The sequence below is a fragment of the uncultured Corynebacterium sp. genome, assembly GCF_946998835.1.
Taxonomy (GTDB): Bacteria; Actinomycetota; Actinomycetes; order Mycobacteriales; family Mycobacteriaceae; genus Corynebacterium.
This window is the reverse complement of the sequence record NZ_CAMQAZ010000039.1, coordinates 1-14,849: the sequence shown is the minus strand read 5'-3', so window position 1 is coordinate 14,849 and position 14,849 is coordinate 1. Positions and strand designations below refer to the sequence as shown.

12 protein-coding genes and 2 tRNA genes are annotated in these 14,849 nt (G+C 60.5%); 9 read left to right on the top strand and 5 right to left on the bottom strand.

Annotation, left to right across the window (positions count from 1 at the left end):
• Positions 1–317: 317 nt before the first annotated feature.
• From pth to Q0U90_RS10605, 5 genes are all read right to left on the bottom strand, one after another.
• A complete protein-coding gene (gene pth, locus Q0U90_RS10625) occupies positions 318–926 on the bottom strand; it encodes an aminoacyl-tRNA hydrolase (RefSeq protein ID WP_049189754.1) in 609 nt (202 codons plus the stop codon).
• A 144-nt stretch (positions 927–1,070) separates the two neighbouring features.
• Complete coding sequence (locus Q0U90_RS10620) at positions 1,071–1,712, bottom strand: 50S ribosomal protein L25/general stress protein Ctc (protein WP_297454803.1); 642 nt, start codon at positions 1,710–1,712, stop codon at positions 1,071–1,073.
• 251 nt (positions 1,713–1,963) lie between these two features.
• On the bottom strand, positions 1,964–2,941 hold the full coding sequence (locus Q0U90_RS10615) for a ribose-phosphate diphosphokinase (RefSeq protein WP_297454801.1): 978 nt from the start codon (positions 2,939–2,941) through the stop codon (positions 1,964–1,966).
• A 7-nt stretch (positions 2,942–2,948) separates the two neighbouring features.
• Positions 2,949–4,436 carry a bifunctional UDP-N-acetylglucosamine diphosphorylase/glucosamine-1-phosphate N-acetyltransferase GlmU gene (gene glmU / locus Q0U90_RS10610; RefSeq protein WP_297454798.1) on the bottom strand — a complete coding sequence of 496 codons (1,488 nt, stop codon included), beginning with the start codon at positions 4,434–4,436 and terminating at the stop codon, positions 2,949–2,951.
• An 86-nt stretch (positions 4,437–4,522) separates the two neighbouring features.
• Positions 4,523–4,593: transfer RNA gene (locus tag Q0U90_RS10605), tRNA-Gln, on the bottom strand.
• A gap of 96 nt (positions 4,594–4,689) precedes the next feature.
• Between Q0U90_RS10605 and Q0U90_RS10600 the strand changes: the two genes are divergently transcribed.
• From Q0U90_RS10600 to Q0U90_RS10560, 9 genes are all read left to right on the top strand, one after another.
• Positions 4,690–5,358, top strand: a complete 669-nt coding sequence (locus Q0U90_RS10600; RefSeq protein WP_297454811.1) for a TetR/AcrR family transcriptional regulator — start codon at positions 4,690–4,692, stop codon at positions 5,356–5,358.
• Positions 5,359–5,412: 54 nt separating this feature from the next.
• Positions 5,413–9,039 carry a transcription-repair coupling factor gene (mfd, locus tag Q0U90_RS10595; protein ID WP_297454795.1) on the top strand — a complete coding sequence of 1,209 codons (3,627 nt, stop codon included), beginning with the start codon at positions 5,413–5,415 and terminating at the stop codon, positions 9,037–9,039.
• Between the two features lie 7 nt (positions 9,040–9,046).
• Positions 9,047–10,033, top strand: a complete 987-nt coding sequence (locus Q0U90_RS10590) for a MazG nucleotide pyrophosphohydrolase domain-containing protein (protein ID WP_297454792.1) — start codon at positions 9,047–9,049, stop codon at positions 10,031–10,033.
• Between the two features lie 71 nt (positions 10,034–10,104).
• Entirely contained in the window at positions 10,105–10,965 is an 861-nt protein-coding gene (locus Q0U90_RS10585) for a lytic murein transglycosylase (RefSeq protein ID WP_297454789.1), read from the top strand.
• Positions 10,966–11,050: 85 nt separating this feature from the next.
• Positions 11,051–12,325: a phosphopyruvate hydratase gene (gene eno / locus Q0U90_RS10580; protein ID WP_297454786.1), complete on the top strand. Its 1,275-nt coding sequence runs from the start codon at positions 11,051–11,053 to the stop codon at positions 12,323–12,325.
• Positions 12,326–12,438: 113 nt separating this feature from the next.
• Complete coding sequence (locus Q0U90_RS10575) at positions 12,439–12,981, top strand: septum formation initiator family protein (RefSeq protein ID WP_297454784.1); 543 nt, start codon at positions 12,439–12,441, stop codon at positions 12,979–12,981.
• Between the two features lie 135 nt (positions 12,982–13,116).
• Positions 13,117–13,653, top strand: coding sequence for a DUF501 domain-containing protein (locus tag Q0U90_RS10570; RefSeq protein ID WP_297454782.1), 537 nt, complete (start codon positions 13,117–13,119; stop codon positions 13,651–13,653).
• Positions 13,654–14,643 carry a Ppx/GppA phosphatase family protein gene (locus Q0U90_RS10565; protein ID WP_297454780.1) on the top strand — a complete coding sequence of 330 codons (990 nt, stop codon included), beginning with the start codon at positions 13,654–13,656 and terminating at the stop codon, positions 14,641–14,643.
• Between the two features lie 12 nt (positions 14,644–14,655).
• Positions 14,656–14,732, top strand: a tRNA-Leu gene (locus tag Q0U90_RS10560).
• The last annotated feature ends 117 nt before the right edge of the window (positions 14,733–14,849 follow it).

The window sequence follows — 14,849 nt, the reverse complement described above, 5'->3', positions numbered from 1 at the left end:
ACGGGGCACGCACGATGAATTGCTGGCGAAGGGCGGCCGCTACGCCGAGTCGTGGGCGTGCCGGACGGGGAGCTCCCCGGGCGCCTGATCCTCATCACCTGGTTGATGCCCTCACGGGCGCCCTGCCGCAGCTTCCCGAATCCCACCGCCAGGCGCTCGGTGGACAGAGCGAAACCGCCGACGAAAACGCCGAGCAGCACGAACACCGACGAGCTGTAAAGAATGAAGCTCCCGGGAACGCGAAAATAGCCCCCTTTTCTCATCCCAGTGAAAGTTGGGAGGGAAGGGGGCTCGTTGCTGCCATTTGCCTCTATCTGCTACCGCCCGTGCACCTGGTTCTGAGCAATTTCCAGCCCGTGGCTGGCGATTAGCTCCACTGCCTCCGCCGCGGTGGGCAGGGTGAAAGCGAGTTCCTCGCGCTCCTTGGCATTGAAGTTGCGCAGCACATAATCAGCTGGATCCTGGCGGCCCGGAGGACGACCAATGCCAATGCGCACGCGCATGTAGTCCTTCGTGCCCAATGACTTCGAGGTCGAACGCAGCCCATTGTGGCCATTCTCGCCACCGCCACGTTTGAGGCGGACCACGCCCGGGTCCAGATCCAGCTCATCGTGGACCACCACGACGTCGGTAGGTGCGATGTTGAAGAACTTCGCCAGCGCCGCGACCGGCCCACCCGACAGATTCATGTACGTCCGGGGTTTAGCCAGAATCACCTGTCGCTCGCCACCATCGGAGGTTTTAAACCGAGTCTGCACAATCTCAGCGTTGGACTTCTTGTGCACGCTAAACGACGACGGCATCGGAGAAGTCCGGCTAGCTAGTTCATCTAGCACCAGATGTCCGACGTTATGGCGGGTGAGTTCATATTTGGGCCCAGGGTTGCCGAGGCCCACGACAAGTAGAGGCGTGGTGGAGGCGTTCATGAGTTCAATCTTGGCACACTGTGCACGGTGTTTTGATTTTGGGGAGTGCAAAAAAGGGACGGACAAGAGCGTCCGTCCCTTTTTTGTTAGCTAAGCGTGAAAGCCTGTATTGGCTCAGTCAGCTAGAGCTATTCAGCGCTTACATTACTCAGCGGATTCCTCAGCCGGCTCATCCGGAGTCTCAGCCTCGCCCATGCCCTCGATGTCGGCATCGACGTCACCAGCCGGCTCCTCCTCCGGAGCAACGATGTTGAAGATTAGCAGGTCGGCATCGTCGGTGAGGACCAGGCCCTCCGGCAGGGTAACGTCGCCAGCGTGAACCATGGTGCCGACCTCGGCACCCTCGACGGAGACCTCGATTTCTTCCGGAATAGCCAGAACCGGTGCGTTGACCAGAATGGTCTCGGCATCCTGCATGAGCAGGGCACCCGGGGCGACCTCGCCAGTCGGAACGACCGGGACCTCAACCTCGACCTTCTCGTCACGGTGAATGGCGAGCAGGTCAGCGTGGTCGATGTCGAGGGTCAGAGCGTTCTGGTCAACAGCCTTGACCATGGACAGCTGGGACTCGCCCTCAATGTTGACGTCCAGAACAGCGTTGAGACCGTGGTTACGGATAACTGCGTGGAAATCCAGGGTGTCAACGAGGATGTGCTTCGGGGCATCCAGGTCAGCGCCGTAGATGACAACCGGGATGTCGCCAGCAACGCGGGCACGGCGAGCGGCACCCTTGCCGAACTCGGTGCGGTTACGAGCTTCAATCTTGATGATGTTGGGCTTTGCCATGAAAATGGACTCCTAAACGATTCGATACTGAGTCGTCGAGTCGAGCACGTGCCGCATCCATGCCCACCGTGGGCGCAAAAGTTGGGCTGCGAGCGTCGCGTCGATAACGGCAACCACTCATTGTGGCCGCCCTCGCCGAGACTTACCGGAGAAATTGTAGTGGACTCGTGGCTCAAACAGCAAACCCCGCCACCACCAGCAATACTAGGTTGCCGGTCGCGGCGGGGTGCCCGTCGTCAAGCGGAGAAAAACTAAGCCTGACCCTCGAAGAGAGTGGTGACGGAGCCGTTTTCGAAAATCTCGTGAATCGTCTTAGCCAGCAGCGGTGCGATTGGCAGGACGGTGAGGTTGTCCCAGCCCTCGGTGGACTGCGGCAGGGTGTCCGTGGTGATGACCTCGCGGGCGCCGCACTTGGACAGGCGCTCACGGGCCGGGTCGGAGAAGACACCGTGTGTGGTGGCGATGATGACATCGGAAGCGCCAGCCTCACGCAGCACGTTGACAGCGCCGGCGATGGTGCCGCCAGTGTCAATCATGTCGTCGATGAGCAGGCAGGTCTTACCGGAGACCTCGCCGACAACGCGGTTGGCGACAACCTGGTTGGCGACATCGACGGAGCGAGTCTTGTGAATGAAGGCCAACGGGGCACCGCCCAGGGTGTTGGCCCATTTCTCGGAAACCTTCACACGGCCGGCGTCAGGGGAGACCACGACCAGGTTATCCAGGGAGTAATTCTCCTTGATGTACTCCGACAGAATCGGCATGGCGTGCATGTGATCGACCGGGCCGTCGAAGAAGCCCTGAATCTGGTCGGTGTGGAGGTCCACGGAGACGATGCGGTCGGCGCCTGCGGTCTTGAACAGGTCAGCGACCAGACGAGCGGAAATCGGCTCACGGCCGCGGTGCTTCTTGTCCTGGCGGGCGTACGGGAAGAACGGCAAGATAGCGGTGATGCGCTTGGCCGAACCGCGCTTGAGCGCGTCAATCATAATCAGCTGTTCGATGAGCCACTTGTTCAGCGGTGCCGGGTGTGCCTGCAGTACGAAGGCGTCGGAACCGCGGACGGACTCCTCGTAGCGAACGAAGATTTCGCCGTTGGCAAAATCACGAGCGGTCATCGGAGTCAGCTCGATGCCGAGCTCCTTGGCAACTGCCTCGCCCAATTCCGGGTGTGCCCTTCCGGAGAAGAGCATGAGGTTCTTCTGGTTATCAATCCACTGGCCGGTCATCTGCCGTCTAGCCTTCCTGGTCTTCCTTGTTGTCAGCGTTGTCAGTCGCCTGCGCCGCCTGCGCTGCCTCTGCAGCAGCGGTCCCTGGGCGCTTCCGCTCGACCCATCCCTCGATGTTGCGCTGACGGCCACCACTGACCGCCAATGCTCCCGGAGGAACGTCGTCCTTAATAACAGTACCTGCACCTGAGTACGCGCCATCACCCACGGTCACAGGAGCGATGAACATGGTGTCGGAGCCGGTGCGAACATGCGAGCCGATGACGGTGCGGTGCTTATTGACACCGTCGTAGTTCACGAACACGCTTGAGGCGCCGATGTTGGAGTGCTCGCCGATCTCCGCGTCGCCCACGTAGGTCAGGTGCGGAACCTTCGAACCGTTGCCAATCTGCGCGTTCTTCGCCTCCACGAAGCCACCGAGCTTCGCGCCGACACCGAGCTTGGTGTTCGGGCGAATATAGGTGAACGGTCCGACCGTCGCATCCTCGCCGATTTCCGAATCGGAACCGTGGGTACGCACGACGCTGGCGCGCTTGCCGACGATCATGTTGGTCAGTGTCGTGTCCGGTCCCACGGTGGCCCCATCGCCGATTATGGTCTTGCCGTGCAGCTGGGTGCCCGGCAGAATCGTGACATCGCGACCAATTTCTACCTCAACATCAATCCAGGTGGTGTCCGGATCGACGATAGTGGCTCCCGCACGCATAGCTGCCTCGCAGGTGCGACGGTTGAGCTCGCGACCCAACGTGGCCAGCTGGACGCGGTCATTGACACCGGCGACGACGGTGGCATCGGCGAGGCGGTGGCCACGTACTGAGCGGTCGGCTTCGCGGGCAATGCCAATGACATCGGTGAGGTAGAGCTCGCCCTGGGCGTTGTTGGTGTCCAGCTGCTTGAGCGCGTTGGCCAAGGTCTCGGCGTCGAAAGCGTAGACACCGGAGTTGACCTCGGTGATTTCGCGTTCTTCGTCGGAGGCGTCCTTTTCCTCTACGATGCGCAGGACTTCGCCGTCTGCGTTGCGGACGATGCGGCCGTAGCCGTGTGGGTTGTCAGCAGTGGAGGTCAGCACGGTCACGGCAGCGCGTGGCTTACGGTTGTGCTCTTCAAGGAGGGCCTGGAGGGCCTCGGAATCCAGCAATGGAACATCGGAGGTGGTCACCAAAATGGTGCCCTTGAAGCTCTGCAGTTCAGGGTGCTCGAGCGCACACTGAACAGCGTGGCCGGTACCGTTTTGCTCTTCCTGTGGCGCAATGACGACGTCGTTGGAGTGCTCGGCCTTCTCCGTCCACGCACCGATGGCGTCAATTACCTTCTCGCGCTGGTGGCCAACGACGACAGCAATCTCATCTGGATTAATGCCCTTGGCGGCATAGAGCGCGTGCTCCAACATTGTGCGACCGCCGAGAGCGTGCAGCATTTTCGGCGTATTGGATTTCATTCGGGTGCCTTGACCCGCGGCGAGAATGACCACAGCGGTGGCCGAACCGTTCGACATGAAACTTGCTACTCCTCAGTCAGGGTGCATCACGGTCACGGCGGGGCGAAAAGTCACTTCTTAACAAGGGGCCGGCCCCCCGCTTGCTCTCCCACCAGGACTCGAACCTAGAATGCCGGTACCAAAAACCGGAGTGTTGCCATTACACCATGGGAGAATGGCACAAAGCGGACCCGCTTGTGCCTGCGATATACGATAGCAAGACTTTAGCCACTAATCTAAAAGCATGGCCTCCAATTCTCCGAGACGACGTATGACCGGTCCACAGCGCAAAGCTCAGCTGACAGAAGTCAGCCGTGGAATCTTTGCCGCCAAGGGGCCGGATGCCGCCTCAATGGAGGAAATCGCTGCCGCAGCCGGGGTATCGAAGCCGGTTGTGTACGAGCATTTCGGTACCAAAGAGCGGCTCTACCAGGCAGTCGTCGACCAGGAGATGAAGACTCTCGAGGCCACGATTACGGAGGCGCTGTCTCTGGGGCGTTCTCGTTACCGCATTGAGCAGGCGGTATTGGCACTGCTGACTTATGTGGAGGAAAATCCGGAGGGATTCTCCATCATTTCTCGCGACCCCGGCGTGGCGGGTGGCTATGAGACGCTGCTGAATAACGCCACCGAGTCGGTTACTCCGATCCTCTCCGAGGCTTTCAAGCGCGCCGGCTTCGACCCGTCCATGTCGGTGCTCTACGGAAACTGCATGGTCGGCATGGTTTCGCAGACCGCTCGCTGGTGGCTGGAGAAGCGCAGTCCGGATAAGGAGACAGTCGCAGCGCACATCGTCAATCTGTGCTGGAACGGGCTGGCCGGTATGGAGGGAGCCCCCATTTTGCACGGTTCCGCTGACGTGCCCGAAGCTGCGGAGGGCGCGAAGTTCGGCGCAGGTGCTGCTGCCGATCCATTGCAGGTGGCTGAAACGGGTAACTAGCCACGGCTAACCAGCACGCAGGGCGGGTCCGGGGTGCATGGTTATATTGGGGCTATGCCAACTTCTGCGTCTTCCTCGGCGAAAGCCACACCCAGCATTCTGCCGAACCCGCTGTCCGGGCTGGAAAGTCTCGTCTCTACCGATCCTCAATTTGTCGGTGTGCTCGGGCGCATCGGCGAAGACGAACTTGCGCTCACAGGTGCGGATGCAGTGCGTTCGCACCTTATTTACGCCATGTCCACAAAGGCGCCGGTGCTGGTCATTACGGCTACCGGGCGTGAGGCGGAGGACCTGACCGCCGAGGTCAAGTCCATGATTGGCAACCGAGTCGCCATGTTCCCCTCGTGGGAGACGCTCCCGCACGAGAAGCTTTCGCCGGCGGTGGACACCGTGGCGCAGCGTCGTAAAGCGCTTTACGACGTTCGCCGGGGCAAAGTCGACGTTCTGATTGCGGCGGTGCGCTCCTTGGTGCAGCCGATTGTGGATGACCTCGATGCTGAAACCAGCGCGCCCATCCACATCCAGCTGGACCAGGACTGCGAAGACCTGGTCGAGCGGTTGGTGCATCACGGCTATTCGCATGTGGATATGGTCGGCAGGCGTGGCCAGTTCGCCGTGCGCGGCGGCATCGTCGATGTTTTTCCGGCGACCGAAGAGCTGCCGGTGCGTATCGAGCTCTGGGGTGACGAAGTCACCGATCTGCGTGCTTTCTCCGTCGCTGACCAGCGCACGATTTCTGAGGTTGAAGTAGACCAGCTGGATATCTTCCCGTGTCGCGCACTGCTTATCGACGACGACGTGAAGGCCGCCGCCGAGAAACTCGCCACCACGCGCTCTGGGCAGGTCCAAGAAATGCTCACCCGCATCGGTGATGGCCAGTGGGTCGAGGGCATGGAGTCGCTGATTCCACTGATTAGTCAGCATCCGATGAAGATGCTCACTGAGGTCATGCCGGAGAAAACGCATGTGCTCATGTGCGGTCCGGAGCGCATTCGCTCCCGTGCGCAGGACCTCATCAGCGCGGGCGAGGAGTTTATGGCCGCAGCTTGGGAAACCGCAGCGATGGGTGGCTCGGCCCCGATTGCCACCGATGGCCTGGAGCCCAGTGCGTACCGCAGCTTGGCATCCATTCCTATGCCCACCTCGTGGCATATTTCGCCGCCCGGCATGTTGGAAGCGGGAGTTACCGAAGATGATGTGCTGCCGCTGACCTTTGAGCCTGGGCCCGCGCCGCGCGGTGACTTAAAGGAAATTGGTCACCTGATGAAGCAGCTGCGCGATGCCACGGTCGCGGGGGAGCGAGTGGCGTACGTGGCGGCCACACCCGCGGGGGCGCGTCGTCAAGCGGAAAAGTTCAGGGAAGCCGGAATTGCGACGCGCATGGCGGCCGGACCCGAACAGCCGGAACCCGGGCGCATTACCGTCTATCAGGGCGTTTTGCACGGCGGCCTGGTGTTTCCGCGCATTCCTGGCGGCGCACTGACACTGATTACAGAGCAGGACATCACCGGCAACCGCATCGCGGAGGGCGCACTTGGTGGGCGCCGCAAACCGGCGAAGCGCCGCGGTCGGGTGGACCCATTGGCACTGAAGGCCGGTGACTACGTGGTGCACGACACTCATGGCATCGGCCGGTTCGTGAAGCTCACCGAGCGCACTATCGGCACGGGCGAGGATCAGGCGCGCCGCGAGTACGTGGTGCTCGAGTACGCGCCGAGCAAGCGCGGAGGTCCCTCCGACCAGCTCTACGTGCCGATGGAGAGCCTGGATCTGCTGTCGCGCTATGTCGGCGGCGAAAAGCCCGCGCTGTCGAAGATGGGCGGCTCGGACTGGAAGTCCACCAAGCGCAAGGCCCGTGGCGCCGTCCGCGAGATTGCGGAAGAGCTGGTCAAGCTCTACGCCGAGCGGCAAGCCGCGCCGGGCCATGCATTCGCGCCGGATACGCCGTGGCAGCAGGAGATGGAGGACAACTTCCCCTTCACCGAGACTGAAGATCAGCTGCAGGCCATCGACGAGATTAAGTCCGACATGGAAAAGCCAGTGCCGATGGACCGCGTGCTCATCGGCGATGTCGGCTACGGCAAGACAGAGGTAGCTTTGCGCGCCGCGTTCAAGGCGGTTCAAGATGGTCGCCAAGTGGCGGTATTGGTGCCAACGACCCTTCTGGCGCAGCAGCACTTGGCCACCTTCACCCAGCGTATGGAGGGCTTCCCGGTCACCATCCGCGGCCTATCCCGCTTCACCTCACAGAAGGATTCCAAGGAGGTTCTGGAAGGGTTGAAGAACGGGACGGTCGATATTGTCATCGGCACGCATCGCCTCTTGCAGACCGGCGTGCAGTGGAAGGAACTCGGCCTGGTCATCGTCGACGAAGAACAGCGTTTCGGTGTCGAGCACAAGGAGCACATCAAGGCGCTGCGTCATCACGTCGACGTGCTCACCATGTCCGCGACACCGATTCCACGCACACTCGAAATGTCGATTGCCGGCATCCGTGAGATGAGCCAAATTCTCACCCCGCCGCAGGACCGCCATCCGGTGCTAACATACGTCGGCGCGCAATCCGACAAGCAGGTCGCCGCTGCTATCAGGCGCGAGCTGCTTCGCGACGGACAGGTGTTCTACCTGCACAATAAGGTGGCAACCATTGACAAGGTCGCCCAGAATATCCGTAATTTGGTGCCTGAGGCTCGCGTGGTGGTGGCCCACGGCCAGATGGGGGAGGAGCAGCTGGAACGTACCGTCGACGGCTTTTGGCAGCGTGAGTACGACGTGCTGGTGTGCACCACCATCGTGGAAACCGGTCTGGATATTGCCAACGCCAATACGCTGATTGTGGAAAACGCGCACCATATGGGTCTTTCCCAGCTGCATCAGTTGCGCGGTCGGGTAGGCCGTTCGCGTGAGCGAGCCTATGCTTATTTCCTCTACCCGGAGAATCAGACGCTGACTGAGACTTCATACGACCGTCTGTCCACCATTGCGCAGAACAATGATTTGGGTGCCGGTATGGCGGTGGCCATGAAGGACTTGGAAATGCGCGGTGCCGGCAACATTCTCGGCGCAGAGCAGTCCGGCCACATCGCAGGAGTCGGTTTTGACATGTACGTCCGACTTGTCGGCGAGGCCGTGGCCGCGCTGAAGGCGGTGGCCGATGGTGAGACTCCGGATGCTTCTGATAACGAACCGAAGGAAGTTCGAATCGATTTGCCGGTGGATGCGAATATCCCGGCTGACTATGTGTCGTCGGAACGCTTGCGGCTGGAGGCGTACCGCAAATTTGCTGCCGCCAGTGCGCTGGACGATATCGATGTAGTGCTAGAGGAGCTCGTCGACCGCTATGGAACCCCACCCATTGAGGTGGAGAGACTGGCGGTTATTTCACGACTTCGAATTATTTGCAGGGAATTCGGCGTGCATGAAGTTCAAGCTATGGGTGCGCACATTAGAATAGCCCCTATGGAGCTTGCTGACTCCAAGCAAGTGCGCCTCAAACGCCTGTATCCACAGGCGACCTATCGTGCAGCAACACGCACGGTTTCCGTCGGAATGCCGAAGGAAGGGCGAGGGTTGCGGGCAAAACCTGTCCGCGATATTGCATTGGTGCAGTGGGTAGCAGACTTCTTGACATCGATGGCGGGAATTCCGCGTATGGACATCTCGCACATGGGAAAGGACTAGAAACCGTATGACTATCATCAAGCTCGATAGCCGCTTTCCAACCGCGATTCCGCTGGAAGCCGCTAGCCTGCTGGCCGGTGAAGTCAGCTACACCGAAGAAGTCCCGATTCGTGTGCGCTGGGCAATCGCGGATGCCGGTGGGCACTCGGTGTCTCAGGCGGAGATTCTAGTCACCACCGATATGGAAAACGACGAGGTGCTCGATCGCTTGGATGCGGGCGAGAAGGTGTACTCGGTCGAGCTGGACGAAGCACCGGACCCGGTTGCGCCGGTAGCTCCGGTTGCTGCAGCCCCGACCCCGACCCCGACCCAGGTGCCGGAGCAAGAGCCGGAATCAGTGCCAGAGCCATTGGTAGATCCGGTGCCAGAAACGGTGACCCCACAGGAACAGATTGCCGCAGCTCGCTTGCCGCATGTCGTCGAGGCCGTGGATATTATGGCCGCGGCACGTCGAACCGGGCAGTGGGAAGCACGCCAGACGCACAAGAGCCTACTGCCGTACCTCATTGAAGAGACCTACGAGTTTGTCGACGCTGTTACTGAGGGCGGCGACATTCGCAGTGAGTTGTCAGACCTGCTGCTCCAAGTTCTCTTCCATGCCGAAATCGCGGAGGACTTCGACCTGGATGACGTGGCCACCGACTTCATTTTGAAGATGCGTGCCCGACAGCCCTATCTCTTTGATGGTTCCGTTGCAGAGGGAGAAATGGTTTCGGAGGAAGAGCAAGAACGACTGTGGGCCTATGGTCGCGGGCGTCCGCGCTCGAACCCGGCCACGCAGCTGCCGGCGCTGGCTCTCGCTGAGGAAGCCATCCGGCGTGCCCGCGCGCTTGGTCTTTCCGATGCGGACATTCCAATGGAAATTCTGGTTCCGACTCCGGGGCTAGAGACTGAATCCGGCGCAGAAGAGCGCACCCGCCAGGCCTCGCGCGAATTCTTGGCTGAGCTGGCTCAGCTGGAGGAGGAGAAGTGGGCGTCGGAAAGCGACAGCTAGATTCCGGCAAAAGGTACAGCTGTCCTTGGGATTGAGTGATTTTTACGGTTTACCCCGTAAGGTAATTCTCCATGCCATCGAATTCTCCCTTTGACGAATACGCGCACCCCGCACCACGCGGGGAAAATCCGCGTGGCCGCGGTAAGGGGAGGAAGAAGCCCTCGCAGGGCTGTGGCTGTCTTGGTCTGACTTCTCTGGCTGTACTCATTATCATCGGCACGGTTGGAGCACTGGCGATGTTCACCGGACCGGTTATTCCATCGCTGACTAAGCAGCCGATTCCGGACAATGTGCCACCCGCTGCAGCGGAGCCTCCGCCGATGATTGACATCAATGCCCCTGGGCGCACTTCAGAACAGCTCAGACAGTGGGCACAACCGATTTCGGCGAAGACGGGGATTCCGGAAGATGCTCTGCGTGCGTACGGCAATGCATACGTCATTGCGGCTGTTCGGTTTCCGGAATGTCATCTGGGGTGGAACACGCTGGCGGGGCTGGGGAAAGTGGAGACGCACCACGGTAGCTACTCGGGAAATTGGCTCAAACCGGCACAAATTGATGCTGATGGGGTAGTGCGCCCGACAATTATCGGTCCGGCGTTGGACGGCACGAACGGGTTTGCTGAGGTCCTGGATACCGACAATGGCGAACTCGATGGCGATACGCAGTACGACCGCGCCGTGGGGCCGATGCAGTTTATCCCTGAGACGTGGCATCGCTTTGCGGTGGATGCCTCTGGCGATGGAGTTGCTGACCCCAACAACATCGACGACGCGACCGCGACTACCGCGCGGATGCTCTGCAGTGGGGAACGCGACCTTGCCACCCCGGAAGGGTGGGCATCCGCAATTCGCTCATATAACCAGTCTGAGCAGTACCTTCGCGATGTGCGGGATGCTGCGGCGAACTATGCGCTGAATCAGCCGGCATAGGGTGAAAAAGATTTACGGCGAAGGTTGCCAAACCGTGCCACAATTGGAGACAAGTGCCGGAACGGTTCCGGCGGAAAGGTGACCTATGGCTGCAATCATCGAGTTGAACGCACGCGAAATTCTGGACTCCCGTGGTAACCCGACCGTTGAGGTTGAGGTGCTCCTGGAAGACGGCGCTGTGGGCCGCGCTGCGGTTCCGTCCGGTGCCTCCACCGGTGTGCACGAGGCCCACGAGCTCCGCGACGGTGGGGATCGTTACCTGGGCAAGGGCGTCGAGAAGGCCGTCCGCGCTGTGCTCGAGGAGATTGAGGACGCAATTATCGGCCTCGAAGCTGAGGACCAGCGTCTCGTTGACAAGACCATGATTGAGCTGGACGGTACTGACAACAAGTCCCGTCTGGGCGCCAACGCTATCCTCGGTGTTTCCATGGCCGTTGCCAAGGCTGCTGCTGAGTCCGCTGGCCTTGAGCTCTTCCGCTACGTCGGCGGCCCGAACGGTCACGTTCTGCCGGTCCCGATGATGAACATCCTCAACGGTGGCGCACACGCCGACTCCGGTGTTGATGTCCAGGAGTTCATGATTGCTCCGATTGGTGCTCCGACCTTCAAGGAAGCACTGCGCGTCGGCGCTGAGGTTTACCACGCACTGAAGAAGGTCATTAAGGACAAGGGCCTGTCCACCGGTCTCGGTGACGAGGGTGGCTTTGCTCCGTCGGTTGACTCCACTAAGGCTGCACTGGACCTGATTGTCGAGGCTATTGAGGCCGCTGGCTACAAGTTGGGCGACGACGTTGCTCTGGCTCTGGACGTTGCTTCTTCCGAGTTCTACAAGGACGGCAAGTACCACTTCGAGGGCGGCGAGCACACCGCTGAGGAGATGGCAGCTGTCTACGCTGACCTGGTTGAGAACTACGCTATCGTCTCCATCGAGGATCCGCTGCAGGAGGACGACTGGGAGGGCTACACCAAGCTGACCGCTCAGATTGGTGACAAGGTCCAGATTGTCGGCGACGACTTCTTCGTCACCAACCCGAAGCGCCTGGCTGAGGGCATCGAGAAGAAGGCCGCTAACGCCCTGCTGGTCAAGGTCAACCAGATTGGTTCTCTGTCCGAGACCTTCGAGGCCGTCGCAATGGCTCACAACGCCGGCTACAAGTCCATGATGTCGCACCGCTCCGGTGAGACCGAGGACACCACCATCGCTGACCTGGCTGTCGGCTTGAACTGTGGCCAGATTAAGACTGGTGCTCCGGCACGCTCCGAGCGCGTTGCTAAGTACAACCAGCTGCTGCGCATCGAGGAGTACCTCGGTGACGCCGCAGTTTACGCTGGCCGCAGCGCTTTCCCGCGTTTTAAGTAAACAGCTCTTACGCTGCGAAAGTAGCGTGTAGCACTGCCCGCCCACAACCACGCGCGTGGTTGTGGGCGGGTTTTTCTTATTTCATTGTTCGGTGGTCGGGTAGAGTGTGGGGCATGAGTGCATCGGACCGATCTCGCCGCGGAACACAATCGCGCCCTGCAAGGGTGGGGCAGCGTTCGGCATCGGCATCGGCCATTGCATCGGGTATGCGCTCGCTGAGCACAGCACAAAAGATTGGTATTGGTCTGCTGGTGCTTTTCCTGGTGGCCACTCTTGCTATTCCGTTGCGGACTTTTGCGCAGCAGCAGGCGGATGTGGCCGAAACTCGGGACAACATTGCTCGCATGGAGCAGAGAATCGAGCAGCTGGAGGAAGAGAAGGAACTCTACTCCAATCCGGCCTACGTCAAGGAGCAGGCGCGTCTGCGCCTGGGGTTGGTGGAGCCGGGGGAGACCCCGTTCCGCATTCTCGATCCGGCGGTCGGCGAGCAGCCTATGACGCAGCCGGAGGAGATTCCGCAGCACCAGGCCAAGAAGTGGTACGCCACCCTGTGGGATTCCATTTCCATTCCACCTGAGCCGGATTCGACTCGCTCTAATCCGGGGCGCGAGCAGGCGACGAGGCCAGAGAGCTTGCCGACGGTGCCGGAGTCCTAAATCTCGGAGAGGCTAGTTGAGGCCCCCGGTGAGGTTGCGTGCGCGGTGGAGTGTGCCGTCGTAAAGCGAAACAACGCGCTTGTTGGGTGCCTGTGAGATTATGTGTCAGTAAACGGAAATGAAGGAGTGTGACCGATGTCTGTGGAAACCGCAGATTTGGACGTGATAGCGGAGCAGCTCGGGCGTGAACCCCGAGGTGTGGTGGATGTTTCTTACCGCAGCCCGGACGGTACTCCTGGTGTGGTTAAGACGAAGCCGCGTCTGGACGATGGCACTCCGTTTCCCACCCTCTTTTATTTGACTGATCCGCGTCTGACCGCGGAGGCTTCCCGGCTGGAGACCACCGGTGTGATGAAGGAGATGACCGCTCGGCTGGAGAGCGACGAGGAGCTCGCCGCCGATTACCAGCGTGCGCACGAAGCGTTTTTGGCAGAGCGCAATGAAATGGAAGACCTGGGCACGGACTTCTCCGGTGGCGGTATGCCGACGCGCGTGAAGTGCCTGCACGTCCTCATTGCCTACGCGCTGGCCAAGGGGCCGGACCACTTCCGTCTGGGGACGGAGTCGGTGGCGCTGGCGGCGGAGAATGAAAAGCTGCGCGGTACCGCAATTCCCGCGGATTGGCCGTCGATTGCTGAGCTCGGAATCGAGTATCCGGGGGTGGAGGGGTAAATGACAACGCTCGCTGCTATCGACTGTGGCACTAACTCGCTGCGCCTGCTTATCAGCCGAGTCGAGGTCGTGGATGGGGTTCTGGAAATCACAGAGCTGCACCGACTGATGGAAATTGTCCGCCTCGGCCAAGGTGTAGATGCGACAGGCATGCTCGCCCCGGAGGCGCTGGAGCGCGTGCGGGAGGCTCTGACGAAGTACGCGGAGCTCATGCAGGTCGAAAAGGTGCAAGCAGTTCGGATGGTGGCGACATCGGCGACACGTGACGCAAGTAACCGCGACGATTTCTTCGCCATGACCCGCGAGATTCTCGCCCCCTGGGGTGTGGAGGCCGAAGTCATCTCCGGTGACGAGGAGGCCGCGCTGTCTTTCCGCGGCGCAGTCGATGACCTGGACCCCGAGCTCGGCCCCTACTGCGTCATCGATGTGGGCGGCGGCTCTACCGAGGTTATTGTCGGCGACCATGACGGCACCGTGGCTGGTTCCGATTCCGTAGCCATGGGCAGTGTGCGCTTGACCGAGCGTTTCCTGCAGACCTCGCCACCGACGGCGGAGCAAGTCCAGGCAGCACGCTCGTATGTTGCGGAGTTGACTGACGAGATTGTCGCGGAGGTGCCCGTCGATAAGGCTCGTACCATTGTCGGCTGCGCTGGAACCTTCACCACGCTCTCTGCACTGGCACAGGGGCTGGAGACCTACGATCCGGCAGCAATCCACCTGTCGCAGCTGCGTTTTGCTGCTCTGCGCGCTCTGACAGCGTCCGTGATTGAGACCGATGCGGAGTCGCTCGCTGCCAATCCGGTCATGCACCCGAAGCGTGCAGATGTCTTCGCCGGTGGCTCAATCATCGTCGACGGGCTGATGGACATGTTTGAGGCGCTGCCGCGTTCTGAGATTGCGAAGGAAGAGCAGGGTTTTTTCTACATCAGCGAGAAGGATATCCTCGACGGGATTGTGGCGAGTTTGGTGGACACCCATATCGCCCATTAATCTTTGTTGAGGGCCCCTATAGCCCAATTGGCAGAGGCAGAGGACTTAAAATCCTTTCAGTGTGGGTTCGAGTCCCACTGGGGGCACCAAAAGGCCAGGTAGAAGCGTTTTTCTACCTGGTCTTTTTGACGTAAACGCCAAAAGTCAACACTGGGTTAAGGCTCAAAAAGTGTGTCTGGCTCGGCGTGTCGCTGGGGTTAGATGTG